This window comes from Caballeronia sp. SL2Y3, assembly GCF_022879575.1.
Lineage (GTDB): Bacteria > Pseudomonadota > Gammaproteobacteria > Burkholderiales > Burkholderiaceae > Caballeronia.
In genome coordinates, this window is sequence record NZ_CP084260.1 from 1,886,730 (window position 1) to 1,912,675 (window position 25,946).

General features: G+C 64.5%; 28 protein-coding genes. 6 read left to right on the forward strand and 22 right to left on the reverse strand.

All coding sequences use genetic code 11. The features are described from left to right. Nucleotides 1-129 precede the first annotated feature (129 nt). The 4 genes from earP (at nucleotide 130) to LDZ26_RS08910 (ending at nucleotide 4,316) form a co-directional block, all read left to right on the forward strand. On the forward strand, nucleotides 130-1,296 hold the full coding sequence (earP, locus tag LDZ26_RS08895) for an elongation factor P maturation arginine rhamnosyltransferase EarP (protein ID WP_244846905.1): 1,167 nt from the start codon (nucleotides 130-132) through the stop codon (nucleotides 1,294-1,296). Nucleotides 1,297-1,549: 253 nt separating this feature from the next. After that, nucleotides 1,550-2,107, forward strand: coding sequence for an elongation factor P (gene efp, locus LDZ26_RS08900; protein WP_175944441.1), 558 nt, complete (start codon nucleotides 1,550-1,552; stop codon nucleotides 2,105-2,107). A 299-nt stretch (nucleotides 2,108-2,406) separates the two neighbouring features. Then, the gene (locus tag LDZ26_RS08905; protein WP_244846906.1) at nucleotides 2,407-2,739 is read left to right on the forward strand and encodes a BON domain-containing protein; all 333 of its coding nucleotides are present in this window, start codon (nucleotides 2,407-2,409) and stop codon (nucleotides 2,737-2,739) included. Between the two features lie 185 nt (nucleotides 2,740-2,924). Further along, a complete protein-coding gene (locus LDZ26_RS08910) occupies nucleotides 2,925-4,316 on the forward strand; it encodes a sigma-54 dependent transcriptional regulator (protein ID WP_175944445.1) in 1,392 nt (463 codons plus the stop codon). A 73-nt stretch (nucleotides 4,317-4,389) separates the two neighbouring features. On the opposite strand, the gene nagZ is transcribed toward LDZ26_RS08910, so the two are convergent. The 22 genes from nagZ to LDZ26_RS09020 form a co-directional block, all read right to left on the reverse strand. Then, a complete protein-coding gene (gene nagZ / locus LDZ26_RS08915) occupies nucleotides 4,390-5,418 on the reverse strand; it encodes a beta-N-acetylhexosaminidase (RefSeq protein ID WP_244846907.1) in 1,029 nt (342 codons plus the stop codon). Nucleotides 5,419-5,467: 49 nt separating this feature from the next. Then, complete coding sequence (gene acpS / locus LDZ26_RS08920; RefSeq protein ID WP_244846908.1) at nucleotides 5,468-5,881, reverse strand: holo-ACP synthase; 414 nt, start codon at nucleotides 5,879-5,881, stop codon at nucleotides 5,468-5,470. A 7-nt stretch (nucleotides 5,882-5,888) separates the two neighbouring features. Then, nucleotides 5,889-6,662: a pyridoxine 5'-phosphate synthase gene (pdxJ, locus tag LDZ26_RS08925; RefSeq protein WP_244846909.1), complete on the reverse strand. Its 774-nt coding sequence runs from the start codon at nucleotides 6,660-6,662 to the stop codon at nucleotides 5,889-5,891. Then, complete coding sequence (gene recO / locus LDZ26_RS08930; RefSeq protein WP_244846910.1) at nucleotides 6,659-7,543, reverse strand: DNA repair protein RecO; 885 nt, start codon at nucleotides 7,541-7,543, stop codon at nucleotides 6,659-6,661. The genes pdxJ and recO overlap by 4 nt, the downstream gene beginning before the upstream one ends. 16 nt (nucleotides 7,544-7,559) lie before the next feature. Beyond that, the gene (gene era, locus LDZ26_RS08935; RefSeq protein WP_175944455.1) at nucleotides 7,560-8,459 is read right to left on the reverse strand and encodes a GTPase Era; all 900 of its coding nucleotides are present in this window, start codon (nucleotides 8,457-8,459) and stop codon (nucleotides 7,560-7,562) included. 73 nt (nucleotides 8,460-8,532) lie between these two features. Then, nucleotides 8,533-9,627: a ribonuclease III gene (gene rnc / locus LDZ26_RS08940; RefSeq protein ID WP_244846911.1), complete on the reverse strand. Its 1,095-nt coding sequence runs from the start codon at nucleotides 9,625-9,627 to the stop codon at nucleotides 8,533-8,535. Nucleotides 9,628-9,766: 139 nt separating this feature from the next. Beyond that, a complete protein-coding gene (gene lepB / locus LDZ26_RS08945) occupies nucleotides 9,767-10,660 on the reverse strand; it encodes a signal peptidase I (RefSeq protein WP_244846912.1) in 894 nt (297 codons plus the stop codon). Nucleotides 10,661-10,717: 57 nt separating this feature from the next. Beyond that, a complete protein-coding gene (gene lepA / locus LDZ26_RS08950; RefSeq protein ID WP_244846913.1) occupies nucleotides 10,718-12,508 on the reverse strand; it encodes a translation elongation factor 4 in 1,791 nt (596 codons plus the stop codon). Between the two features lie 132 nt (nucleotides 12,509-12,640). Next, entirely contained in the window at nucleotides 12,641-12,901 is a 261-nt protein-coding gene (locus LDZ26_RS08955) for a glutaredoxin family protein (protein ID WP_244846914.1), read from the reverse strand. 10 nt (nucleotides 12,902-12,911) lie between these two features. Further along, nucleotides 12,912-14,450 (reverse strand): DegQ family serine endoprotease, encoded by a 1,539-nt coding sequence (locus LDZ26_RS08960; RefSeq protein WP_244846915.1) that lies wholly within the window; start codon nucleotides 14,448-14,450, stop codon nucleotides 12,912-12,914. Between the two features lie 23 nt (nucleotides 14,451-14,473). Further along, nucleotides 14,474-15,460, reverse strand: coding sequence for a MucB/RseB C-terminal domain-containing protein (locus LDZ26_RS08965; RefSeq protein WP_244849120.1), 987 nt, complete (start codon nucleotides 15,458-15,460; stop codon nucleotides 14,474-14,476). Between the two features lie 57 nt (nucleotides 15,461-15,517). Next, nucleotides 15,518-16,162, reverse strand: a complete 645-nt coding sequence (locus LDZ26_RS08970; protein ID WP_244846916.1) for a sigma-E factor negative regulatory protein — start codon at nucleotides 16,160-16,162, stop codon at nucleotides 15,518-15,520. An 83-nt stretch (nucleotides 16,163-16,245) separates the two neighbouring features. Then, complete coding sequence (rpoE, locus tag LDZ26_RS08975; RefSeq protein WP_159836660.1) at nucleotides 16,246-16,845, reverse strand: RNA polymerase sigma factor RpoE; 600 nt, start codon at nucleotides 16,843-16,845, stop codon at nucleotides 16,246-16,248. A gap of 95 nt (nucleotides 16,846-16,940) precedes the next feature. Continuing rightward, nucleotides 16,941-17,414 (reverse strand): protein YgfX, encoded by a 474-nt coding sequence (locus tag LDZ26_RS08980; protein WP_244846917.1) that lies wholly within the window; start codon nucleotides 17,412-17,414, stop codon nucleotides 16,941-16,943. Between the two features lie 19 nt (nucleotides 17,415-17,433). Continuing rightward, the gene (fabF, locus tag LDZ26_RS08985) at nucleotides 17,434-18,672 is read right to left on the reverse strand and encodes a beta-ketoacyl-ACP synthase II (RefSeq protein ID WP_244846918.1); all 1,239 of its coding nucleotides are present in this window, start codon (nucleotides 18,670-18,672) and stop codon (nucleotides 17,434-17,436) included. A gap of 146 nt (nucleotides 18,673-18,818) precedes the next feature. After that, the gene (gene acpP / locus LDZ26_RS08990) at nucleotides 18,819-19,058 is read right to left on the reverse strand and encodes an acyl carrier protein (protein WP_004197638.1); all 240 of its coding nucleotides are present in this window, start codon (nucleotides 19,056-19,058) and stop codon (nucleotides 18,819-18,821) included. Nucleotides 19,059-19,297: 239 nt separating this feature from the next. Next, a complete protein-coding gene (fabG, locus tag LDZ26_RS08995) occupies nucleotides 19,298-20,038 on the reverse strand; it encodes a 3-oxoacyl-ACP reductase FabG (protein WP_244846919.1) in 741 nt (246 codons plus the stop codon). 11 nt (nucleotides 20,039-20,049) lie between these two features. After that, nucleotides 20,050-20,982 carry an ACP S-malonyltransferase gene (fabD, locus tag LDZ26_RS09000; protein WP_244846920.1) on the reverse strand — a complete coding sequence of 311 codons (933 nt, stop codon included), beginning with the start codon at nucleotides 20,980-20,982 and terminating at the stop codon, nucleotides 20,050-20,052. Between the two features lie 133 nt (nucleotides 20,983-21,115). Beyond that, entirely contained in the window at nucleotides 21,116-22,105 is a 990-nt protein-coding gene (locus tag LDZ26_RS09005) for a beta-ketoacyl-ACP synthase III (RefSeq protein WP_175944475.1), read from the reverse strand. Further along, the gene (plsX, locus tag LDZ26_RS09010) at nucleotides 22,105-23,247 is read right to left on the reverse strand and encodes a phosphate acyltransferase PlsX (protein WP_244846921.1); all 1,143 of its coding nucleotides are present in this window, start codon (nucleotides 23,245-23,247) and stop codon (nucleotides 22,105-22,107) included. Before plsX ends, LDZ26_RS09005 begins: the two co-directional genes overlap by 1 nt. Before the next feature lie 139 nt (nucleotides 23,248-23,386). Then, nucleotides 23,387-23,566 carry a 50S ribosomal protein L32 gene (rpmF, locus tag LDZ26_RS09015; protein WP_159836666.1) on the reverse strand — a complete coding sequence of 60 codons (180 nt, stop codon included), beginning with the start codon at nucleotides 23,564-23,566 and terminating at the stop codon, nucleotides 23,387-23,389. 133 nt (nucleotides 23,567-23,699) lie between these two features. Continuing rightward, nucleotides 23,700-24,317: a DUF177 domain-containing protein gene (locus LDZ26_RS09020; protein ID WP_244846922.1), complete on the reverse strand. Its 618-nt coding sequence runs from the start codon at nucleotides 24,315-24,317 to the stop codon at nucleotides 23,700-23,702. A 292-nt stretch (nucleotides 24,318-24,609) separates the two neighbouring features. Between LDZ26_RS09020 and LDZ26_RS09025 the strand changes: the two genes are divergently transcribed. Together LDZ26_RS09025 and LDZ26_RS09030 are read left to right on the forward strand one after the other, a co-directional pair. Beyond that, nucleotides 24,610-25,221, forward strand: a complete 612-nt coding sequence (locus LDZ26_RS09025; protein WP_244846923.1) for a Maf-like protein — start codon at nucleotides 24,610-24,612, stop codon at nucleotides 25,219-25,221. Continuing rightward, complete coding sequence (locus LDZ26_RS09030) at nucleotides 25,218-25,937, forward strand: SAM-dependent methyltransferase (protein ID WP_244846924.1); 720 nt, start codon at nucleotides 25,218-25,220, stop codon at nucleotides 25,935-25,937. The genes LDZ26_RS09025 and LDZ26_RS09030 overlap by 4 nt, the downstream gene beginning before the upstream one ends. Nucleotides 25,938-25,946 lie beyond the last annotated feature (9 nt).

Consider the following 25,946-nt stretch of genomic DNA (forward strand, 5'->3'; position numbering starts at 1 on the left):
CGAAGTCTCAGGCGATATCCCTCTAGTCGATGCCTCTTAACGCGAGGCCCACGGACACGAGCGTGCGTGTCGCACTAGAATCGCCAGTTTAGAACATTACGGCGCGGTCCCGCCGGCCGCCCTCTCGTCATGTCCACCGCCTCCACGACATCTTCCTCCCCGGAACTCGCCTGCGACATCTTCTGCGCGGTCGTCGACAACTTCGGCGACATCGGCGTGTGCTGGCGGCTCGCGCGTCAACTGCGCGCGGAACATGGCTGGCGCGTGCGGCTTTTCGTCGATGACCTCGCCGTTTTTCACACGCTCTGCCCCGCCGTCGATGCGTCGCTCGTGCGGCAGGAGGCAGCGGGCGTGGTTATCGAGCACTGGCGCGAGCCGACGCATGCCGGCGAGACGATCGAGATCGCGGATGTCGTCGTCGAAGCCTTCGCCTGCGAGCTGCCGCACGCGTACATCGCGGCGATGGCGCGGCGCGAGCGCAAGCCCGTGTGGATCAACCTCGAATATCTGAGCGGCGAGGACTGGGTCGCGGACTTTCATCTGCGGCCCTCGCCGCATCCGCGCTATCCGCTCGACAAGACCTTCTTCTTTCCGGGCCTGGGCGCGGGCACGGGCGGCGTGTTGAAGGAGCGCGATCTGGACAACGCGCGCACGCGCTTCGATGCAGCGGCGTGGTGGCGAGAACGCGTGGGCATCGAACGTCCGGACGACGGCTCGACCGTCGTTTCCCTGTTCGCGTACGAGAATCCCGCCGTCGATGCGCTGCTCGCGCAATGGCGCGACGGCGCGGCGCCCATCGTTCTCCTTGTGCCCGAAGGCCGCATCTCCGGCGCGGTCGCGCGCTTCTTCGGCCTGCCCGGGTTCGCGGCAGGCACATCGGCGCAGGCGGGCGCGCTTCAGGCGCACGCACTCGGATTCGTCGAGCAACCGCGTTTCGACGAACTGCTGTGGGCATCCGATATCAACTTCGTGCGCGGCGAAGACTCGTTCGTGCGCGCGCAGTGGGCGCGAAAGCCTTTCATCTGGCAGATCTATCCGCAGGCCGACGACGCGCATCTGCCGAAGCTCGATGCCGCGCTCGCGCACATTACGCGCGGGATGTCGCCAGCGGCGGAACAGTCGATCAGCCGCTTCTGGCACGCATGGAACGGCGCGGGCACGCCGGACTGGGCGGACTTCTGGCGGCATCGGGGCGAATTCGAGTCGCGGGCTCCGGCCTGGGCGGATGAACTGGCGAGCGTCGGCGATCTGGCCGGCAATCTGGTCTCGCATGTGGCGGCCCGCATGGCGGCGTGACCACGCGAACGCGCCGTCTTCCGAATCGCATGAAAGCGTGCACGGTGCCGGCCCGGCTCGCCAAATAAGCAAAAACTCAGTTAAAATAAGCGGTTATCCGATGAGCAAGCCGCTTTCTGTCGCGCGGATCTGTCGCGGCCCATGACGAAAAGGCCCATGACGAAAACGTTCCGACAGCGCCGCGAATCCGATCAGCCACTATCAACACCAATCAGCCAAGTCTGGCCATATTCATTCGTAAGGATCCAGTTTTATGAAGACCGCACAAGAACTCCGCGTCGGCAACGTCGTCATGATCGGCAACGATGCCATGGTCGTGCAGCGCGCCGAATACAACAAGTCCGGCCGTAACGCAGCGGTCGTCAAAATGAAGTTCAAGAACCTGCTGACCAACGCGGGCATGGAAACCGTCTACAAGGCGGACGACAAGTTCGACGTCGTCGTGCTCGACCGCAAGGAAGTGACGTACTCGTACTTTGCCGACCCGATGTACGTGTTCATGGACGCCGACTACAACCAGTACGAAGTCGAAGCCGAAATGATGGGCGACGCGCTCAACTACCTCGAAGACGGCATGGCGTGCGAAGTCGTGTTCTACAACGAGAAGGCCATCTCGGTCGAACTGCCGACCACGCTGGTTCGCGAGATCGTCTACACGGAACCGGCCGTCAAGGGCGATACGTCGTCGGGCAAGGTGCTGAAGACCGCGAAGCTCCACACCGGCTTCGAACTGCAAGTGCCGCTCTTCTGCAACATCGGCGACAAGATCGAAATCGACACGCGCACGAACGAGTACCGCAGCCGCGCGTAAGACGTAACCATTACGCTCTCGCGCCGCACGCGGCGCGGCGGTTCCGAAACCGCCTCCCGCCGCTGTCACAAAAAAGCGCCCCATCGCGGGCGCTTTTTCTTTTGCATGAAGTTTTTGACAATTTCAGGCAAACTTTACCGGTCATCGTTGCAACTGGCGTGGCGGTGCGCGTTCCGAACGCGTGTTCTTCGCGCCCCCTTTTCCCTTCGAAATCAAGCGCGGAGGTGGACGGCAGTTCGTCAATAATCAATTGGCACAGTTCCTGCTCAGTTCGCTAAATACGGACTAAACAACACGACATGCGCAATTCGCCGTCCCTCTCAGGCCGACTGGTGGTGGTCGCCGCGCTTGCTCTTCCCGCCTTCTTCCTGGCGGGATGCGCGTCGGCACCGACCACTGAATCCGCCGGAGACTACGCGTCGGATGCCTCGGTGACTGCGCGCGTGAAAACGGCGCTCTTGGGCGACCCGGGATTGAAGTCGCTCGCGGTCAGCGTGTCGACGTATCGCGGCGTCGTGGTGCTGTCCGGAAACGTGAACTCGGAGGAACAGATTCGGAAGGCCGTCGCAGTAACTCGCAGCGTGTCGGGGGTGCAATCCGTCAACAACGATCTGCACGTGAAGCCGCAATGACGCACTAGCCCCATCCAATCGCAGGACAAAAAGAAAACCGCAGCGGGATGCCACGCCGATCCGATGTTCGACCGGGACGAGACGCCGCAGCCCGCCCACGAGCGCCCGAGTTTCAAGCGCCGCCCTCGCCTGGCGACGCATGCGGCAACGGCAATTACAGTCCATTTTGATACGTTGTGTCTGCCATGCCACACGCTCTGATTGTCGAAGACGATCCCAATAGCCTTTCCGGCCTGTCCGCGATCTTGTCCGCCGACGGCTTCTCGGTCGACACCGCGACGACGCTGGCCGAAGCCCGTTCCGCATTGACGCGCTTCATTCCGGACGTCGTGCTGATCGACCTGAACCTGCCCGACGGCAGCGGCCTCGACCTGCTGCCGAGCCTGCCCTCGCAACCGCCCGACGGCGCGCTTCCCGTCATCGTGATGACGGGCAATGCGACGGTGGAAAGCGCGATCGAGGGTCTGCGCCACGGTATTTGGGATTACTTGCTGAAGCCCGTCAACATTCCGCGTCTGCGCAGCCTTCTGGCGCGCATTCCGCGTCCGTACGAGCTGACGGAAGAAGTGCAGGCGCTGCGCTCGACGCTGCGCGAACTCGGCCATTTCGGCGACATGCTCGGGCGCAGCGTGCCGATGCAGCACGTCTACGATCAGATCGAGCACACCGCGCCCACGGAAGCCGCCGTGCTGATCAGCGGCGAGCCGGGCACCGGCAAGAAGCTCGCGGCGCACACGATCCATCAGCTGAGCCGGCGTCGCAAGGGGCCGTTCATCAGCTTCGATTGCTCGACGATCCGCGAAGAAGGCGCGCACCGCTCGATGGACAGCGTCCTTTTCGGCCACGAGCGCAACGCGTTCGCCGGCGCGGAAAACCGCGAGCCGGGCCTGCTCGAACAAGCGGGCGGCGGCACGCTGTTCCTCGATCAGATCGACTCGCTGCCCGCCGCTCAACAGGAAGCGTTGTTGCGCGCGCTGGACTCGCAGACGTTCATGCGCGTCGGCGGCAGCAATCGCATCATGACGGACTTCCGCCTGATCGCCGCGTTGCGCGCGCCGGCCCGCGATGCCGTGTCGAGCGGCGCCCTGCGCGAAGACCTGTTCCAGCGCCTCTCGGCGTCGTCAATCGTGCTCCCGCCGCTGCGCGAACGCGACGACGACATCGCGCTCATGGCCGAGCAGTTCGTCGACGAATTGAACCGCGAGAACCACATCGCCGGCATCACGAGCGGGTCGCCCAAGCGCATCAGCCCGGCTTTCCTGCGCGAATGCCTCGCGAACGAATGGCCTGGCAACGTGCGCGAAATGCGCGAGCGCGTGCGGCGCGCGTATCACGCCTCGGGCGAGACGATCGAGACGTTGCGCGTCGACGAGCCGGGCGGAATCGGCGGGCGCGGCCTCAACGGCAGCAGCGTGCAGGTGACGGTCGGCACGGCGCTCGCCGATGTCGAGGACATGCTGATCCGCGCGACGCTCGAAGCGGTCGGCGGCACGCGGCATCGCGCGGCGACGCTGCTCGGCATCAGTCCCAAGACGCTCTACAACAAGCTCCAGCGCATGAAGCTGGAATCGTCGTAAAGCGACGCGAGTCGCCAAATGAAAACGCCACGGCAAGCAGTTGCCGTGGCGTTTTGTCATTCGGGCAAGCCGTTCAGCCCAGCGCCGTTTTCACGAGCTGGCGCGCGGCCTGATATTCCGGCTGGCTTTGCAGCTTGCTCCAGCGCAGCGCCTTGCCGCGCGGACGCATCTGCTTGATGCGCTGCTGCGACGCCTTCGTCGGCGTGAAGCGCAACTGTTCCAGCACCTTGCCCGCCTCGTCCGGCTGATTGCAGATCAGCACCATGTCGCAACCCGCCGCCAGCGCGGCCGTCGCGGCTTCGGTGAGCGTGCCGCCCGCGCGGGCGGCTTCCATCGAAAGATCGTCGCTGAAGATCGCGCCGTTGAAGCCGAGCTTGGCGCGCAGAATGTCTTGCAGCCAGATGCGCGAGAAACCGGCGGGCTTGTCGTCGACCTGCGTGTAAATGACGTGCGCCGGAATCACCGACGCGAGCGACAACCCGAGCCAATCATACGGACGCACGTCGGCAGCGAGGATCTCGTCGAGCGGACGATCGTCCGTCGGCAACGCGACGTGCGAATCCGCCGCCGCGAAGCCATGCCCCGGAAAGTGCTTGCCGCAGTTCGCCATGCCCGCGAGCGCAAGACCGTGGTTCAGGCTCTTCGCGAGCATCGTCACCACGCGCGGATCGCTATGCAGCGCGCGGTCGCCGATCACCTGCGATTGCCCGTAGTTCAGATCGAGCACCGGCGTGAAGCTCATGTCGATGCCGCACGCGCGCAGTTCCGACGCCAGCACGTAACCGAACGCGGTGGCCGCCTTGCTCGCGGCCAGAACATCGCGGTCCCACAGCGCGCCGAGCTTGCCCGGCGCGGGCAGCACCGTGAAGCCGTCGGTGCGGAAACGCTGCACGCGCCCGCCTTCGTGATCGACCGCGATCAGAATGTCGTCGCGCACCGCGCGGATCGCGTCGGTGAGCGCCACCAGTTGCGCGCGGTCCTGAAAATGCCGCGCGAAGAGAATGATGCCGCCCGTCATCGGATGCGAAAGGCGCTCGATATCCGCGTCGGTGAGCGTCGTGCCGGCGACGTCGAACATGACGGGGCCGGGAATGCGTTTCATCGGATTCAATTGGCTTCTTGTTGTGGAGAATGTGTGATGGTTGCGCAGGTCACGCCTTGTCCGCGATTTCCGCGATTTCCGCGATAACGAACGTCACCGCATAGTCCCGCTCGTCGCTGAGCGTCACTTGCGCCGTGATGCCGCGTTGCGCGAGCCATTCGGCCAGTTCGCCCGACGCCACGATCACCGGCTTGCCGCTCGGCTCGTTGAGCGTTTGCAGCGCGCGCCATGTCATCGGCCAGCGCATGCCGAGGCCGATCGCCTTCGAGAACGCTTCCTTCGCGGAAAAGCGCGTGGCGAGAAACGCGAGGCCGCGCACTTCCGAGCGCGCGCGCCGTGCGTGATAAATGCGCAGTTCGTCCGGGCCGAGCACTTTCTCGGCGAAGCGCCCGTTGGTGCGCTCCATGACGCCCGCGACGCGGCTCACTTGCACGAGGTCCGTGCCGATTCCGTAGATCGCCATGGCCGCCTCAACGCTTCGTTTGCGCGGCGAGACGCGAAGCGCCCATGATCGCCTTCATCTCGCGCACCGCGTTGTCCCAGCCCGCGAAGATCGCGTGCGCGACGATTGCGTGCCCGATGTTCAATTCGACGATGCCATCGAGCGCGGCGATCGGCTGCACGTTGGTGTAATGCAGCCCGTGGCCCGCGTTCACTTTCAGGCCGAGCGAATTGCCGAACTCGACGCTTTTCGCGACGCGCTCGAATTCGCGCTGCTGCCCGGCTTCGTCGTGCGCTTCGGCATAGCGCCCGGTGTGCAGTTCGATCACGGGCGCGCCGGCTTCCTTCGCCGCGCGAATCTGCGTCTCGTCGGGATCGATGAAAAGCGACACGCGGCTGCCCGCGCCCGCGAGCTGCGCGCACGCGGCCTTCACCGCTTCGAACTGGCCGGCGACGTCGAGTCCGCCTTCGGTCGTCAATTCCTGGCGCTTTTCCGGCACGAGGCAGACATCGTGCGGCTTGATTTCACACGCGATATCGAGCATTTCGCGCGTGACGGCGCATTCCAGATTCATGCGCGTTTTCAAAAGCGGACGCAGCGTGCGCACGTCGGCATCGACGATATGACGCCGATCCTCGCGCAGATGCAGCGTGATGGCGTCCGCGCCCGCTTCTTCGGCGGCGAGCGCGGCGCGAATGGGGTCGGGATACGACGTCCCGCGTGCGTTGCGCAGCGTGGCGACGTGATCGATGTTCACGCCGAGATCGATCACGCTCGCGGGCGATGAGAGAAAGAAGCTCATAGATTTTGCAGGTCGATCAGAATCTGACGGGTGGCGAGCGGCGCGCCGCCCAGATGATAGTTGAGCAGAAAGCGCATCAGCGTCTTGCTCTGCGCGCCGGTTTGCGGGCTCGTGTAGTCGTCGCGCTCCATGTCGATGAGCGTCTGCCCCGCAATGACCGGCCATTGCGCGGGGAGATCGTCGGACGCTTCGCGCACGCCGCGCTCGGGATCGAACGTGTAGCGGCCTTCGGGCAGCACGGCCTGGCGCGCCACCGTGCGCGTGAGCGCCATCGCGTAGCCCGTTTCGCGCAACAGCACGCGTTCGAACGAGCGCAGCACTTGAATGGCGGGCTCGTCGTGCGCGAGCCGCGACAGCGTCAGCACGTAGTGATTGAAGAGCGCGGGATGCGGGTCTTCGCGCGCGCAGAACTTGACGAGCAGTTCGTTGACGTAGAAGCCGCACAGGAGCGCGTCGCCTCGCAGCGGCAGCATGCCGCCGACCCATTCGGCGGTGGTCAGCGTGCGGACTTCGCCTTTGCCGGTCCACGAAAGGCCGAGCGGCTGGAAGGTTTGCAGCACGCCGCGCAGCGCGGAATGCGGCCGCTTCGCACCCTTCGCGACGAGCGCAATGCGTCCGTGATCGCGCGAAAACACGTCGATGATGAGACTCGTCTCGCGATACGGATAGCTATGCAGCACGAAGCCCGGCTGCTCGCTGACGCGAAAGTCGGAGCGCGGGCGCGGGCGTTGGGCGTTCGTGCCCGTGCCGCCCGTGCCCGCGGCTGTTGACGACGATGCCCGCCGCCGCTTCGGCGCCGGGCGCTCGCTCGCGCCGAAGTCGTCCTCGGGACGATCGTCGGCGGGCGGGGTCATCCACGCGTCGTTCGAGCCGGCGTCCATGAGCGTCGTCCGGGCCTCACTCGTAGCCGTACGCGCGCAGGCCTGCTTCGTTGTCGGCCCAGCCGCTTTTCACCTTGACGAAGGTTTCCAGATACACGGGACCGTCGAAGAGCTTTTCCATGTCGAGCCGCGCCTCGGTGCTGATCTGCTTCAGCTTCGCACCCTTCTGACCGATGATCATCGCCTTGTGGCCGTCGCGTTCCACGAGAATGGTCGCGAACACGCGGCGCAGGCGCCCTTCGGTCTCGAACTTGTCGATGAGCACGGTGCTCGTATAAGGCAACTCGTCGCCGGTCCAGCGGAAGACTTTCTCGCGCAGAATTTCCGCTGCGAGGAAGCGTTCGCTGCGGTCGGTCAGATCGTCCTCGCCGTAAATCGGCTCGCCTTCCGGCAGATACGGCTTCACCACCGACATGAGCCGCTTGATGTCGTCCGGATTCTTCGCCGAGAGCGGCACGATTTCGCGGAAGTCGCGCCGCGCGGACATCTGCTGCATGAACGGGAAAAGCGAATCCTTGTCGCCGACGCGGTCGAGCTTGTTCGCGATCAGAAGCGTCGGCGTGCCGGCCGGAATCAGGTCGAGCACTTTCTCGTCGTCGGGACCGAAGCGGCCCGCTTCGATCACGAACAGGATCGCATCGACCGACGTCAGCGTGGACGTCACCGCGCGATTCAGCGAGCGGTTGAGCGCGCCGCTGTGGCGCGTCTGGAAGCCGGGCGTGTCGACGAAGATGTACTGCGCGTCCTCGACCGTGTTGATGCCGGTGATGCGATGGCGCGTCGTCTGCGCCTTGCGCGACGTGATGCTCACCTTCTGGCCGACGAGCGCGTTCATGAGCGTCGACTTGCCGACGTTGGGCCGGCCGACGATGGCGACCATGCCGCAGCGGAAACCGGGAGATGTGGGAGCGTTCATAGTGGTGTGCGGCGAAGGTTCGTTGAGCGCGATGTTGCGAGGGCGCGATGGCGCATGTGCGGCTGAAGGCGCGTCAGTGGCCGGCGTCGGCGGCGCGCACGACGCGGCTGGCCGGGGCGTCGTCGCTGGCGGTGCTGCGCGCGTCGTCGGTGGGCGGCGCGTTGTCGGCGCTCGCCTCCGTCGCTTGCGCCGCGTCACCCTTCACCGCCTTCTCCGGGCGATGGATGACGTGCCGCTCCGGCTTCTCGGCGGCTGCATACGACGCAGCGGACGGCTCGACGTGCGTTGCGCGAATCACGGCAAGCGGCGCGGCGGGCGTCGGCTCGGCGGACGCGCTCGCATCGGCGGAATGGTTGCGCTGACGATCGCGCTCGCGGCGCTCCGGCGAACGCAAGTCGAGCGCGGCCTGCACGCCGGTCACGCCCGGCACCACTTCCACCTGCGCGAGCTTGGCGGCGCGCGCGCCCTTGCGCTTCGGCTTCACGCCGAGCGTGGGCGCCGCGGCCATGACTTCATCCAGCGCCTTCTTGGCCGCCGCCTGTTCCGCCGCGCGGCGGCTCGCGCCGGAGCCGGACACTTTCACATCGAGCTTGGGCACCGAGCATTCGACTTCGAACTGCTGGTTATGCGCGGCGCCGTGAGTCGCGACCACGGTGTAAGTCGGCAGCGCGATCTTGTGGCCCTGCAAATATTCCTGAAGCAGCGTCTTCGCGTCCTTGCCGATGGTGCGCGGATCGATGTGATCGAGCACCGGCGTATAGAGACGCTTGATGACGGCAAACGCGGCGTCGAAGCCGCCGTCGAGGAAGATCGCGCCGAAGATTGCTTCGAGCGTGTCCGCCAGAATCGACGGACGCCGGAAGCCGCCGCTGCGCAGTTCGCCTTCGCCCAGACGCAAGCCTTCGGACACATTGAGCGCCTGCGCGATTTCGTAAAGCGATTGCTGTTTGACGAGGTTCGCCCGCACGCGCGAGAGGTCGCCTTCGTCGAGCTTGCTGAAACGTTGGAACAAAAGCGCCGCCACCACGCAATTGAGAACGGAGTCGCCGAGAAATTCGAGCCGTTCGTTGTGCGTGGCGCTGTGACTGCGGTGGGTCATCGCCTGGCGCAGCAATTCCGCATTGCGAAATTCATACTGCAGCCGGCTTTCCAACGGAGAAGATGGCATGGACAGAGTATAACGCGCCCGCGCGGGCGGCCGATTCCGCCCGGCGAGCCGGGAAAACGCGTGGCGAGACGGTCTTAGCCGCGCTTCTTCACGCCGTTTCGAAGCAGCGCCGACGCGAGCGCGACGGCACCGCGATGGATCACTCGAATGAGCCGATGCGCTTCAGGTTGCTGAAGTTCATCCAGATGAAGAACGCGCGGCCGACGATGTTGTTGTCCGGCACGAAGCCCCAGTAGCGGCTGTCGGCGCTGTTGTCGCGGTTGTCGCCCATCATGAAGTAATGGCCCGGCGGCACCTTGCACGTCACGCCTTGCGCGTTGTAGACGCAGTTGTCGCGGTACGGGAAGTCGTCAGCGCCGACGACGAACGGCGGCACTTGCGGATTGTTGAGGATGGCGTTCTTGCGGCCGTCGAGATCTTCGATGAACTGCTTCGCGTAGCCGATGCGCTCGTCGTCGAAGTAGTCCGGCTGCGGCGTTTCCGGAACCGGCTTGCCGTTAATCGTCAGCTGCTTGTTTTCGTACGCGACGGTATCGCCCGGCAAGCCGATCACGCGCTTGATGTAGTCGACCGATTCGTCTTTCGGGTAGCGGAACACGACGACATCGCCGCGCGTGAGCGGCTTGCCTTGCGTCAGCTTCGTGTTGCTGATCGGCAGGCGCAGGCCGTACTCGTATTTGTTCACGAGGATGAAGTCGCCGACGAGCAGCGTCGGCACCATCGACCCGGACGGAATCTTGAACGGCTCGACGATGAACGAGCGCACCACGAACACTGCGAGAATCACCGGGAAGAAGCTCGCCGTGTATTCGAGCCACCACGGCTGGCGCAGCGCCTCGTTGCGCAGGCGCGCGCGCGTTTGATCGGCGTTTTCATCGGCAAAGCGCTCGCCGACGCGTTCCTGCTGGCGGTCGAACTCGGCCACGGCAGCGTCCGCCGCGCGACGGCGCTGCTTGACGAACACGAGTTTGTCCAGCACCCATGCAATACCCGTCACCACGACGAGGATCAAGAGAATCAATGCGAAATTCATCAATCGCTTCCGGTTGTTATCGTCGGTTGTTGTTCTGCGCCCGGCGGCGCGCGAACGTCATTCGTCCACGCGCAGGATGGCGAGGAAAGCCTCTTGCGGAATCTCGACAGAGCCGACCTGCTTCATGCGCTTCTTGCCCGCCTTCTGCTTTTCGAGCAGCTTCTTCTTGCGCGTGATGTCGCCGCCATAGCACTTCGCGAGCACGTTCTTGCGCAGCGCCTTGATGTTCTCGCGCGCGATGATGTTCGAGCCGATGGTCGCCTGAATCGCCACGTCGTACATCTGGCGCGGGATCAGTTCGCGCATCTTCGACGCGACTTCGCGGCCGCGGCTCTGGCTTTGCGAGCGGTGAACGATGACGGACAAGGCATCGACCTTGTCGCCGTTGATCAGCATGTCCACCTTCACGACATCCGCCGCGCGGTATTCCTTGAACTCGTAGTCCATCGACGCGTAGCCGCGCGACGTCGACTTCAGGCGATCGAAAAAGTCGAGCACGATCTCGGCCATCGGGATTTCGTAGGTCAACTGAACCTGACGGCCGTGGTACTGCATGTTGATCTGCTGGCCGCGCTTGTTCGTGCACAGCGTGATGACCGAGCCGACATACTCCTGCGGCATGTACAGATTCACCGTGACGATCGGCTCGCGCACTTCCTCGATCTTCGACGGCTCCGGCATCTTCGCCGGGTTCTCGACCTGAATGGTGCTGCCGTCGCGCTGGACGACTTCGTACACCACCGTCGGCGCGGTGGTGATCAGGTCCATGTCGAATTCGCGCTCCAGCCGTTCCTGCACGATCTCCATGTGAAGGAGGCCGAGGAAGCCGCAACGGAAACCGAAGCCCAGCGCCTGCGACACTTCCGGCTCGAACTGCAGCGAGGCATCGTTCAGCTTCAGCTTTTCGAGCGATTCGCGCAGCGCATCGTATTGATTCGCTTCGACCGGATACAGCCCCGCGAAAACCTGCGGCTTCACTTCCTTGAAGCCTGGCAGCGGCTCGGCGGCCGGACGATTCGCGACCGTCACGGTGTCGCCGACCTTCGCGGCCGTCAGTTCCTTGATGCCCGCGATCACGAAGCCGACCTGTCCGGCCGACAATTGCGACAGGTTGGTCGACTTGGGCGCGAACACGCCAAGATGCTCGACCGGATATTGAGCGCCGGTCGCCATCATCTTGATCTTGTCCTTCGGCTTCAGCGTGCCGTTGAAGATGCGCACGAGCATCACGACGCCGACGTAATTGTCGAACCACGAGTCGATGATGAGCGCCTGCAGCGGCGCGTCCGGATCGCCCTTCGGCGGCGGCACCTTCGCGATCAGCGATTCGAGCACGTCTTCCACGCCGAGGCCGGTCTTCGCGCTGCAATGCACGGCGTCCGTCGCGTCGATGCCGATCACGTCTTCGATCTCGGCGATCGCGTTTTCCGGATTCGCGGCCGGCAAGTCGATCTTGTTCAGCACCGGTACGACTTCGACGCCCAGTTCGATTGCCGTGTAGCAATTCGCAACGGTCTGCGCCTCGACGCCCTGGCTCGCGTCGACGACGAGCAGCGCACCTTCGCAAGCGGAAAGCGAACGGCTGACTTCGTACGAGAAGTCGACGTGTCCGGGGGTGTCGATCAGATTGAGGTTGTAGACCTGGCCGTCGCGCGCCTTGTAGGTGAGCGCCGCCGTCTGCGCCTTGATCGTGATGCCGCGCTCGCGTTCCAGGTCCATCGAATCGAGCACCTGCGCTTCCATCTCACGATCGGACAGCCCGCCGCACAACTGGATGATGCGGTCCGCGAGCGTGGACTTGCCGTGATCGATGTGCGCAATGATCGAAAAGTTACGAATATGATTCATTCAGTGCCGATCAAGCGAAAAAGGCGCGCCCTCACACATGCGGAGCACGCCTTGAAAAATTGGGGGAAAACTTCTGCATTTTAGCCGAAAAGGGGGTGGACAGGCGTTTTCGGCGTTCGGCTGCGCTTTGACCTACAAACGGCGCGAGGCGAGCGCCGCCAGGACTGCATCCGCGTCGAGCCGGTGCTCGCACAACTCGACGCCGTCCAGCATCAGCACCGGCACGCGCTCGTTGTAGCGCGCCTCCAAGAGCGGATCGTCGTCGATATCGATCCACTCGATCGCCACGCCGAAGCGTTGCGCGATGGGTTCGAGCTCCGCGCGCATCTCCTCACACAGATGGCACCACGCGCGCCCGTACAGCACGAAAAGCGCGGCGTGGTCTTCACTCATCGCGCGGTCGTCACTTCTGCGCCGGCACGCGCGGTCGCAGCGGCACGAACTGCGTGTTGTCGCCACGGCGCACGAGAATCGCGACCATCTTGCTGGCATCGAGCCCCTGCGCGATGGATTCGAACTGCTTCGCGCTCGTGACGTCCGTATCGCCGATTCGCATGATGATGTCGCCCTTCTGGAAGCCCGCACGCGCCGCCGGCCCTTCGACGGCATCCACCTGCACGCCGCCGCTGAGCTTGAGCGCCTTCTTCTGCTCAGCCGGAATGTCGCTCACCGCGAGGCCGAGCGAATTGCTCGCGCGCTCCTTAGGCTGCGGCGCGCGGCGCTGCTCGGTCTTCGCGACCTTGTCCGGCTGCATTTCCGCGATGGTGATCGGCAGATCGCGCGACTGGCCCTTGCGCCAGATGGTGATCGTCGCTTTCATGCCCGGCTTGCTGTCGCCGACCATGCGCGGCAGGTCGGTCGCCGTTTCCACGTTCGCGCCGTTGAACTTCAAGATGATGTCGCCCGGCTGGATGCCCGCCTTGTCGGCCGGCCCGCCCGCCTCGACGCTGCTGACGAGCGCGCCCTGCGCCTTCGGCAAGCCGAGCGAATCGGCGACGTCCTTGGTGACTTCGCCGATCGCGACCGCAATGCGCCCGCGCGTGACCTTGCCCGACGTCTTCAGCTGATCCGCCACGCGCATCGCCTCGTCGATCGGAATCGCGAACGAGATGCCCATGAAGCCGCCGGTGCGGCTATAAATCTGCGAATTGATGCCGATGACTTCGCCCGCCATGTTGATGAGCGGACCGCCCGAATTGCCGGGATTCACCGCGACATCGGTCTGGATGAACGGCAGGTAGTCGCCGGTGTCGCGGCCCTTGGCGCTGACGATGCCGGCCGTCACCGTGTTGTCGAGCCCGAACGGCGAACCGATGGCGAGCACCCATTCGCCGACGCGCACCTTGTTCGAATCGCCGATGGTGATGGCCGGCAGGTTCGACGCGCTGATCTTCACGACCGCGACGTCCGTGCGCTCATCGACGCCGACGAGCCGCGCCTTGAACTCGCGCTTGTCGGTGAGCGTGACGTAGATGGTGTCCGCGTCGTCGACGACGTGCGCGTTGGTCATCACGTAGCCGTCGGTCGAGAGGATGAAGCCCGAGCCGACGCCGCTGCTCTGCTCCGAGTTGTCCTGACTGTCATCGGGAAGGCTGCGGCTGCCGCCCTTGCCCTGATCGCCTCCGCCACCACCACCGCCGCCACCGCCGCCGTTGCCGCGCGGCGAGCCGGGCTGTCCCGGCATCGGAATGCCGAAGAAGCGGCGGAAAAATTCCGACATGTCGCCTTCGTCGAGGCCCGGCGGCAAGCCGCGCAACTCGCCCGACGAGCCGACGCGCGAAGTCGTGCGGATGTTCACGACCGAAGGCCCGACCTTGTCGACGAGCGAGGTAAAGTCCGGCAGGTTCACCGTGGGCGCTGCCGCCGCCGCGTGCGAGATGAACGGCAGGCACACGGCGAGCGCCGCGGCCGCGATGAACTTGCGCAGCGAGTAGTTGCTCATGGATGGAAGGCCGAGGGATTCGATTACTTGGAAGGCTTGTATTCTATGGTAGAAGCAAATTGCTGCAACGTGGCTTGCGGCACTTCGCCCAGCAAAGTAATCCAGAAATCGCCGCGACGCTTCACGAGCACATGCGTTGCGCCGTTATTGCCCGCGCCTTCCTTGCGGGAATTCTTCTCGACCGGCTCGACGAACACGGAAATGGCAGCGAGGCCGTCCGAGAACACTGCCTGATCGACCGGAATCGGCGGCTGGCCCTGCTCGCTCGACGCCATGGGCCGGCGCAGTTGGCGGATCAGCCTGAAGCCGGGGATGGTCGGCTTGATCTGCCAGCCCTGCGCCTGCATGTCGACCGGCTGCACCGGCGGGCGCACGACGTTCCAGCCCGCCGTGGCGCGCATGCCGTTCGCGATCGAGGCTTTATCGATTGCTCCGCCGATGCGCACCTGCGAGAACGAAAGCTGTTCGAGCACCTGGCCGTCCGGATCGAGCGTCTGCGCGCGCAGCAAGAGACCGGTCTTCGCGTCCGCCCACAGCTTGTAGGCGAAACGATAGGCATCTTTCGGATCGAGCTCGATCACCTGACTCTCGATGCCCGCGACTCGGTCGGTGCCGACCAGCTTCGGCTCGTACACCGCGAGCACCTGATCGCCGCTCGTGGCGAGCAGCGACGGAAACGAATCCTTGCTCTGCCGATGCTCCATGACGAGCAGATGCCGCTCCGGCACGAACGTGAGCATGTCGTCGTCGTGGCGCAGCATCCGGCGCGGCGCGCCGTCGAGACTTTCGAGCGATTCGTAGTCGCCGTCGCCGCGGGTGGCGACGTGCGTGATGCGCGACGACTGCACCGTCGCGCCGCGCTGATAAAGGAAGGTGCCCTCGTAATTCTGCTGCTGGGCCGCTTCCTGAATGCGGTTGAGCAGGTTGGCGGCGGTTTTGCGATCCGGCGCGTTGCCGCTGTCAGCGAACGATGCGGATGCCGCGCACAACAACGCGGCTGCACACAACATGAATGCCGGCAGCCGCCCCCAATATCTAGTTTTATTCAACCGCACACCTGCCTTCAGTTATTGGCTCTGCGTTGTCACCGCGGCGCGAATCAGTGGCATGGCGCCGGGCATCGCAGGCTGCTGCGAGAACTGCTGATGCGCTTCCAGGTATTGATCGAGATTCGCGTCGCGGATGATGTTCGCCTCGACGACCGGCGCGGCGGTGGTCACGGCCGGCACCGACGCCAGCGCGACGCGCTGCACCGAATCCGGCTGCGCGACGCTCGCCACTTGCGCGCCCGACTGCGAGCCGACGCCCTGCATTTGCGGCACGACGATCCACGTGAGCGTGGCCGCAGCGGCCGCCACCGCGAACGCCGGAACCACGCGCCGGCGCAGCATGCCGCTGCGCGCCTTTTGCGCCGACGCCGCTGGCAGGGCCGCAGGCGCCAGCACGTGCGCTTCGGCCTCGAAGCGTGACGCGAACGACGCCATGAACGCGCGGCTGCGCGCCGGGCTTTCGGCGAGATCGTCGGAACGCAGCGCGTCGCCGATCAGATGATAGTCGGACCACGCCGCGCGGTCCTCGCTCGTCAGTTCCGCCAGGAACTGACCGATGTTTCCGATTTCGCCGAGCGATTCACCGTCGACGAACGACGACACGCGCTCTCCGCGCGAGCTTGCCTGCGAATTTCCCTGCGCCTGCATCGAGACCGACCCCATGATGCTCCCCAATCCTTCGAAACCAGCCGTAGTGACACCACCTAACCCAGATATCGCGTCCCTGTCCCGAAGTTCCAGCCGGCTTACCAGCGTTTGCCTTCGGGTGTGTCCAACAACGGACGCAATTTTGCCGCAATGGCTTCCCGAGCACGGAAAATTCTTGATCTGACGGTGCCGATCGGGCAGTCCATCATCTCCGCGATTTCCTCGTAACTCAATCCTTCGATTTCCCGGAGCGTGATGGCGGTGCGCAATTCCTCGGGCAGAAGCGCCATCGCAGCATTGACCGTTTGAGCGATCTGCTTGCTCATCAACATTGACTCGGGCGTGTTGATATCCCTTAGTTGGTCGGCGTCGGAGAAAGTTTCCGCTTCTTCCGCATCTGCTTCGGTAGAAGTGGGAGCGCGGCGTCCCTGCGTCGCGAGGTAGTTTTTCGCCGTGTTGACGGCAATGCGGTACAGCCAGGTGTAGAACGCGGATTCGCCGCGAAACTGCGGCAGCGCGCGGTAGGCTTTGATAAAGGCGTCTTGGGCGACGTCCTCGACTTCGGCGGGATCGCGCACGAGGCGCGAGATCAGTCGAATGATCTTGCGGTGGTATTTGGCGACCAGCAGTTCGAACGCGGCTTTGTCGCCCTTTTGCACGCGTTCGACCAGCACTTGGTCGATTTCTTTTTCGCTCACCTGGGAATCCGTTTGACTTGGGGCTGTTGCGCGGACGGGTATTGTAGCGTCACGGACTTCGCGTTATCCCGGACGCTCATCTACCGTTACAGTCGTTACAGGTAGGCGCTCGCCGCGCGGCGGGCGCGCACGGCAAGCTGGCGGAACGTGTCGGAATCGATGGAATCCGCCGCGACGAGAAGCGCGCGCGGCCTGCCATTTTCCGATGACAATGTGAGAGCGACGACCACGCCCCATTGCGCGCAGCCGACGATGCGCCGGTACTGCGCGTAGCCCGCGCGGTTCCACACCGTGACGCCGTCCGCGTGCAGGCCGATGGCCGCCGGTTGGCGCAGCGTCCAGCGCACGCCCGCGAGCGCGAGGACCGCTAGACACGCGAGCGCGGCCACGGTTGCGTGAAGCGGCCCTAATTGCGCAAAGACAGCCCGGAAGACGGCCGCGTCCGCCAGAACGACAAAACCGATGAGCGCCGCGAGCAGGAAGCGCGAAGGCCGCATGGGGATGCGCGGCGGCGTGCCCGCTTCCCCATGCGGCCGATTCAGATGCGCGCCCGTCATCGTGTCCCCCATCCCGACGAGTGCGCCGTGCTCAGAAACGCTTGAAGACGAGCGAGCCGTTCGTGCCGCCGAAGCCGAACGAGTTCTTCACCGCGACGTCGATCTTCATTTCCCGCGCCGTGTTCGCGCAGTAGTCCAGGTCGCACTGCGGGTCCTGATTGAAGATGTTGATGGTCGGCGGCGAGATCTGATGATGCACGGCGAGGACCGTGAACACCGACTCCAGTCCGCCCGCGCCGCCGAGCAAGTGCCCGGTCATCGACTTCGTGGAGTTCACGACGATGTTCTTCGCGTGATCGCCGAGCGCGCGCTTGATGCCGATGGTTTCCGCGATGTCGCCGAGCGGCGTGGACGTGCCGTGCGCGTTCACGTAGTTGACCTGGTCCGCATTGACCTTCGCGTTCTTCAGCGCGTTGACCATCGCGCGGCGGCCGCCGTCGCCGTCTTCGGGCGGCGCGGTCATGTGGTAAGCGTCGCCGCTCATGCCGTAGCCGAGCACTTCCGCGTAGATCTTCGCGCCGCGCGCTTTGGCATGCTCGTATTCTTCGAGCACCATGACGCCCGCGCCTTCGCCGAGCACGAAGCCGTCGCGGTCGGTGTCCCACGGGCGGCTGGCCGTCGCGGGGTCGTCGTTGCGCTGCGAAAGCGCGCGCGCCGCAGCGAAGCCGCCGATGCCGAGCGGGGAAACCGTCGCTTCCGCGCCGCCCGCGACCATCACGTCGGCGTCGCCATATTCGATCAGGCGCGACGCTTCACCGATGCAGTGCAGGCCGGTGGTGCACGCCGTTACCATCGACAGATTCGGACCCTTCAGGCCGAAGCGAATCGACAGATGGCCCGAGATCATGTTGATGATCGACGCCGGGACGAAGAACGGCGAGATGCGGCGCGGACCGCGATTGAGCAGTTCCGTCTGCGTGACTTCGATCATCGGCAGCCCGCCAATGCCCGAGCCGACCACGACGCCCACGCGCTCCGCGTTTTCGTCGGTGATCGCAAGGCCGCTGTCCTGCATCGCCTGAACGCCTGCCGCGAAGCCGTAATGGATGAAGGTATCCATGTGGCGCGCTTCCTTGGCGGGCATGTAGTCTTCGATGTTGAAGCCCTTCACCTCGCCCGCGAAACGCGTGGAGAAGTTCGCGGCGTCGAACTTCGTGATGTTGGCGATGCCCGACTTGCCCGCCACCAGATTGGCCCAGCCGTCGGCAACAGTATTGCCGACAGGCGAAACGAGCCCAAGGCCTGTAACAACAACTCGACGACGGCTCACGGTAACCCCTTATCCATAGAATGACGAAAAGCAAAAGCCACAGCGGCCACAGGAAACCGCCCTGTGTGCCCTGTGGCTGTTAAATCGGTCTTTGCAGCGACGATGCTTCAAGCTCGAAGAGCGACGGGTCGCTGGCGCGTGCGGCCTTAGGCCTTGACGTTGGCGCGAGCGTAGTCGATCGCTTGCTGAACCGTGGTGATCTTCTCGGCTTCTTCATCGGGGATTTCCATGCCGAACTCGTCTTCCAGCGCCATCACCAGTTCCACCGTGTCGAGCGAGTCAGCGCCCAGATCGTTCACGAACGACGCTTCGTTCTTGATTTCGGCTTCCGCCACGCCCAGTTGTTCGGCGACGATCTTCTTCACGCGCTGTTCGATGTTGTCCATGCAGCCCTCCGAGGGAATAAAAGTTCAAAAATACGAGTGCGCGCATTTTATCAGGTTTGTACCCGCAAAATACGGCGCGTCAGTTCCATGCTTCGCCGCCTGCTGCGCGTCATCAAGGCGCGAGCCGACGGCCTGCATCGTTCGTTGCTGCCGCGCTGTACGGTGCGCGCATGCTGGTAAGAGCATTTTGCGCGCCCGTGTGCCGCGCGGATATTAAGCGATATTTGGCGAAATGCCTATTACATGTACATGCCGCCGTTCACGTGCAGCGTCGTGCCCGTGATGTAGCCGGCAAACGGCGACGCCAGGAACGCCACCGCATGGGCGATGTCTTCGGGACTGCCGAGCCGGCCGAGCGGAATCTGCGCCGTCAGCGCGGTGCGCTGCTCTTCCGGCAAAACCTTCGTCATGTCCGTGTCGATGAAGCCCGGCGCGATGCAGTTCACGGTAATGCCGCGGCTGCCGATCTCGCGTGCCAGCGCCCGCGTCATGCCCGCGACGCCGGCCTTCGCCGCCGCGTAGTTCGCCTGACCGGGATTGCCCGACGAGCCCACCACCGACGTGATGTTGATGATGCGGCCGCCGCGCGCTTTCATCATCGGGCGCAGCACGGCGCGCGACAGGCGGAACACCGCACGCAGGTTCGTGTCGATGACGGCGTCGAATTCGTCGTCCTTCATGCGCATGGCGAGCTGATCTTTCGTGATGCCCGCGTTGTTCACGAGCACGTTGAGGCCGCCGAACTCCTTCACGGTGGCATCGATGAACGCGTCGGCCGCTGCGGCGTCGTTCACGTTCAGCACCGCGCCGCGGCCCTTGCCGCCCGCCTGCGCCAGCGCTTCGCTGATGCCTGCCGCGCCGCTTTCGCTCGTGGCCGTGCCGATGACGGTCGCGCCCTGACGAGCGAGTTCGAGCGCGATGGCGCGCCCGATGCCGCGCGACGCGCCGGTGACGATAGCTACCTGATTGTCCAAGTTCATGTCGTTGCCTCTTATCCAGCGATCAGTTTGCGCGTTTCCTCGAGCGAGGCGGGGTCGAACACCGCGCCGCCGACCAGATTGCCGTCGATTCGCTTGGTGAGCCCCGCGAGCACTTTGCCCGGACCGCATTCGATCACATGCGTGACGCCCTCGCGCGCCATCGCCTGCACGCACTCGACCCAGCGCACGGGACCCGCGGCCTGACGCACGAGCGCGTCCTTGATCGCGGCGGGGTCCGAGACCTTCGCGACGTCGATGTTATTGATCAGCGGAATACGCGGCGGCTCGATGCGGACATTCGCGAGATAGTCGCGCAATTGGTCCGATGCGGGCTTCAGCAGCGACGAGTGGAACGGCGCGGAAACCGGCAGCGGCAACGCGCGCTTTGCGCCCTTCGCCTTGGCCACTTCGCAGGCCTTTTCGACCGCCGCCTTTGCGCCCGCGATCACCACTTGCGACGGCGCATTGAAGTTCACCGCTTCCACGACGCCCGCGGACGCGCTCTCTGCGCACACCGCGCGCACGGTGTCGTCGTCGAGACCGAGAATCGCCGCCATGCCGCCCTCGCCGACCGGCACCGCGCTTTGCATCGCCTGCGCGCGAAAGCGCACGAGCGGCACGGCGTCCGCGAATGCGAGCGCGCCGGCCGCGACCAGCGCCGTGTATTCGCCGAGGCTGTGACCCGCGACCAGCGCGGGCGTAAGGCCGGTTTCCTTTTTCCACACGCGGTAGATGGCGTACGCCGCCGTGAGCATGACCGGCTGAGTGTTCGTCGTCAGATTGAGCTCTTCGGCCGGGCCTTCGGCGATCAGCTTGGCGAGATCTTGCCCGAGCGCATCCGATGCCTGCTGCACCGTCTCGCGCACCACGGCGTGATCGGCGAATGCGTTGAGCATACCGATCGATTGCGAGCCTTGGCCCGGGAAAACGAACGCAAATTTCATATCGTCCTCGTTGGATTGGAATGATCCGCTTGTGCGTCGAGGGCGTACGCGGCGGCGCCGGTTGCGCACGCGGCGCGCAGCTTCATCGGCAGCGGATCAGTTGCAGATTAATGGAGGGAGACGGATGAAAGAATCAGTAGCGGAAGACCGATGCGCCCCACGTGAAGCCGCCGCCGACGCCTTCGATCAGCACGTTCTGTCCGCGCTTGATGCGGCCGTCGCGCACCGCGACGTCGAGCGCGAGCGGAATCGACGCCGCCGAGGTATTGCCGTGGTCGCCGACCGTCACCACCATGCGTTCCTGCGGCAAGTGCAGCTTGCGGCAGGTGCTCTGCATGATGCGGATGTTCGCCTGATGCGGAATGAGCCAGTCGATTTCCTGCGGCGTGAGATGCGCCTTCTGCAGGGCTTCGATCGCGACCTTTTCCAACACGTTGACGGCGAGCTTGAACACCGCCTGGCCGTCCATGTGCAGGAACGCGCTGCCGCTCACGACGCCGCCGTTCACGTTGCCCGGCGTGCAAAGAATGTCCGCGTAGCTGCCGTCCGCGTGGAGCGCGCTCGCGAGCACGCCCGGCTCTTCGGACGCCTGAAGCACGACCGCGCCCGCGCCGTCGCCGAACAGCACGCAGGTCGTGCGGTCCTTGAAGTCGAGAATGCGCGAGAAGGTCTCCGCGCCGACGACGAGCGCCGTGCGATGCATGCCGCTACGAATGAAGCTGTCCGCCGTCGCCATGCCGTACGCGAAGCCCGAGCACACGGCCTGCACGTCGAACGCCGCGCCGTTGTTCTTGATGCCCAGCTTGTTTTGCAAGAGGCACGCGGTGCTCGGAAACACGAAGTCGGGCGTCGACGTGGCGACGATGATGAGGTCGATCGACTGCGGATCGATGCCCGCCGCCGCGATGGCCTTTTGCGAAGCGATGAGCGCGAGATCGCTCGTGGTCTGATCGGGAGCCGCAAAGTGCCGCGCGTGAATGCCCGTGCGCGCGACGATCCATTCGTCGCTCGTCTCGACGCCTTGCTGCGAGAGACGGTCCGCCAATGCCTGATTCGTGATGCGCTCGGAGGGCAGATAGCTGCCAGTGCCGAGCACGCGAGCGTAGAGATTGGATTGAGCCATTATGCCTTCGTGTGTTGCGCGGTGCCGGACGCGTCCGGCGGGTTAGGCGAGGGGTTGGGCGAGGAATGCGGCTGAAGCGCGAGCGCGTCGGCGGGCGCATCGGCAGCCGGGGCGCTCGCGCCCGCATCTTGCGCGGACAGCGCATTTTCCTCCATCGCGCGCACGAGGCGTTCGAGCACGCCATTTTTGACGGCATCATACCCGCGTTTGATCGCCCACTCAAAACCGTACGCTTCCGCCGAGCCGTGACTTTTGATCACGAGCCCGCGCAGGCCGAGGAGCGCCGCGCCGTTGTATTGCGCCGGATCGACGCGCTTTCTGAACCGCTTGAGCACCGGCATGGCGACGAGCGCCATCAGCTTGCTCGAAAGCGAGCGCGTGAACTCTTCCTTGATCATGTCGGAGAGCATCTTGGCGAGCCCTTCCGACGTTTTCAGCGCGACATTGCCGACGAAGCCGTCGCAGACGACGACATCGGTCGTGCCTTTGTAGATGTCGTTGCCTTCCACGTTGCCGTAGAAGTTGAGCGTGCTCGCGCGCAGCAGCTCGCCCGCGCGCTTGATCGTTTCGTTGCCCTTGATGACTTCTTCACCGATGTTGAGCAGCCCGATGGTCGGCCGCTCGCGGCCTTCGATCGCGGACACGAGCGCGTGGCCCATTTCGGCGAACTGCAGCAGATGCTCGGGCTCGCAATCGACGTTCGCGCCGAGATCCAGCACGGTCGTATAGCCCTTCTGGCTCGGCATCGCAAAGGCGATGGCCGGCCGCTCGATGCCGGCGAGCGTCTTGAGCACGTAGCGCGACACGGCCATGAGCGCGCCGGTATTGCCCGCGGAAATGCAGGTCTGCGCCTCGCCTTCTTTCACGAGGTTGAGCGCCACGCGCATCGACGAATCTTTTTTCTTGCGCAGCGCGACTTCGACCGGGTCGTCCATGGCGACGACTTCGGTTGCTGGAACGACGGCCAGGCGCGGCTCGTCGAGCGCCTTCGACTTTTTCAGCTGGGCGCGGATCGCCTGTTCGATGCCGACGAGCATCAGGTGCGCGTCGGGATGCGAGCGCACGAAATTGACAGCGGCGGGAACGGTCACGGCCGGACCGTGGTCGCCTCCCATGCAGTCAATGGTTATCTTTACGGTCATGGAAAGCGACGAATTTCAGGCACAAAAAAGCGGCAGTGAAATGCCGCCTTCTTGTCGTACCGGGAAAGTGTCAACAGCGTGCCAGGCGCGAGCCACCGCAAGACGGCGATGCGCACGCGGCAAAGCAGAGAACGAACGCTTAGTCGTTCTTCGTCTTGACGACTTTCTTGCCACGATAGTAGCCGTTCGGGCTCACGTGGTGACGCAGATGCGCTTCGCCCGTGCTCGGCTCGACAGCCAGCGGCGCCGTCGGGAGGAAGTCGTGGGAACGGTGCATGCCGCGCTTGGACGGCGACTTCTTGTTTTGCTGAACTGCCATGATTACTCCAGAAAAATTTTGCGAATTCTAACACAGGGCGGCCCGTCTCCGCGTTCGCGGAAAACTCCGGCCGTCCCGGCCCACCGCTCGAAGCGGGAGATTGCGTGCGGCGAAGACTCGCCGCACCGCGCCATCAATGCTTCTTGTCGTCCGGACCGCTCGTCTTGAGCTTTTCCAGAACGGCAAACGGATTCGGTTTCTCGGCTTCCTCGCCGCCTTCTTCGGCGTCGTCCTCGGCGCTGCCTGCGAGCAGGCTTTCATGCACTTCGGGACAGACGCTGTGCTTCGGCACGAGCGGCAAGGACAGCAACAGCTCTTCTTCGATCAAGTCGATGAGATCAAACTGGCGCGAGCCGACGATCACTTCGATTTCATCTTCGTCGAGCGGATACTCGTCTGCTTCTTCCTCCGTCGCGACGATCCGATACGTCGCGTCGACGTCGAGATGCTGCGAGTACGGCGAAAGACAGCGCTGGCACGTGAGCCACACCGAACCGTGCACCGCGAGGCGCAGATACGGCTGCGGCGCTTCCGTGCCGTCGTCCTGCAATTCCGGCTGGGTCGAGCCCTCGCCCTGCCAGGTGAAGACCGTGTCGTCCTCTGGCGCGTCCGCCGGTACTTCGGCTAACATGCGCGGCATTTGCGACGTACGCAACGCGCCCGCTGCCTGCCGCTTGTTCTCGGCGAAATCGTAAAGGTCGAGCGCGCGCAGATCAGCGAGGCTCGCAGGTTTGCCAGGATTCTGAGTCATGCGCGCTCCTGCCTTATGCCGGGTTGTTCATTCTTTCATCGGCCGATGCAGCGTTTTTTCGTGCGGCTTGCATGCGACCGGCTGGTGTTCCGTGCGCTCACCGTGCGCTCAGTATGCACTGCCCGTCCGCTCAGAGCACGCCAGGGACGTACTCATTTGCGTTGCCGCCCGCGCCAATGCCCTGACAGCCGATGAAAAGCCCAAAATCATATAGGCTTTATTCTTTCGAGTCAAATAGTTAAGGCTGCGCACGCGGTCTGTGGCTTATCCACCCATCTCACCGGTTTTGAACATGTCGATTCCTCAAGCGCCGCGCCTCGTGCTGGCGTCCAGTTCGCCGTATCGGCGCGAGTTGCTGCAGCGCCTGCGCCTTCCGTTCGACGTCGTTTCGCCCGATATCGACGAAACCCCGCTCGAAGGCGAAACGCCTGAAATCACCGCCGTGCGGCTTTCGATCGCGAAGGCGCGCGCCGCCGCCGAGCGCATGACGGACGCGGCGGGCGCGCTCGTGATCGGCTCCGATCAGGTCGCGACCTTCGATGGCCTTCAGCTCGGCAAGCCGGGCACGCACGACAACGCCGTCGAACAGCTTCGGTCGATGCGTGGCCGCAGCGTCGAATTCCACTCGGCGCTCGCCCTCTTCGACACGCGCACGGGCGACGTGCAATCCGCCGACATCGTCACGCGCGTGCGCTTTCGCGATTATTCCGACGCCGAAATCGAAGCCTACTTGCGCGCCGAAACGCCTTACGACTGCGCGGGAAGCGCCAAATCCGAGGGTCTGGGCATCGCGCTCCTGGATGCGATCGACTCGGACGACCCGACAGCGCTCATCGGCCTGCCGCTCATCGCGCTGACGAAGATGCTCCGCGCCGCCGGCTTCCCTGTTCTGGGGGCGGCATGAGCGGCGTTCTCTATTTGATCCCGAACACGCTCGGCGAAGGCGACGCCGCCGCGCTCGCGTCCGTGCTTCCGGAGCCGGTGCGCGCGCAGGCTGCGGCGCTCGGTTATTACATCGGCGAAAACGCGAAGACCACCCGGGCGTTTCTGAAGAAAGTCGGCACCGACCGGCCGATTCAGGAAATCGAGATACGCGAGCTGAACGTGAACACGCCGCGCGCCGAACTCGACCGGCTTCTTGCGCCGATCCTCGCGGGCACCGACGCGGGCCTCGTTTCAGAAGCGGGCTGCCCCGCCGTCGCCGATCCCGGCGCGCTGCTGGTGCGGCGGGCGCACGAGCGCGGCGTGAAAGTGGTGCCGTTCGTCGGTCCGAGTTCGATTCTGCTCGCGCTGATGGCCTCGGGCATGAACGGCCAGAGCTTCGCGTTCAACGGCTATCTGCCGGTGGATGCCGCGGAACGCGGCAAGCGCCTGCGCGAGCTCGAACAGCTGTCGCGCAAGGCGAATCAGACGCAGATTTTCATCGAAACGCCGTACCGCAACCGCGCGATGCTCGACACGCTCGTCGCGGCCTGCGCGCCTTCGACGCTGATCTGCGTGGCCGTGGACCTGACGCTGCCGGGCGAAAAAATCGTCACGCGCACGGCGGCGGACTGGAAAAAGCACGCCGCGCCGGACCTGCACAAGCGCCCGGCCATTTTTCTGCTGCTCGCGTCGTAAGCGCGGCCC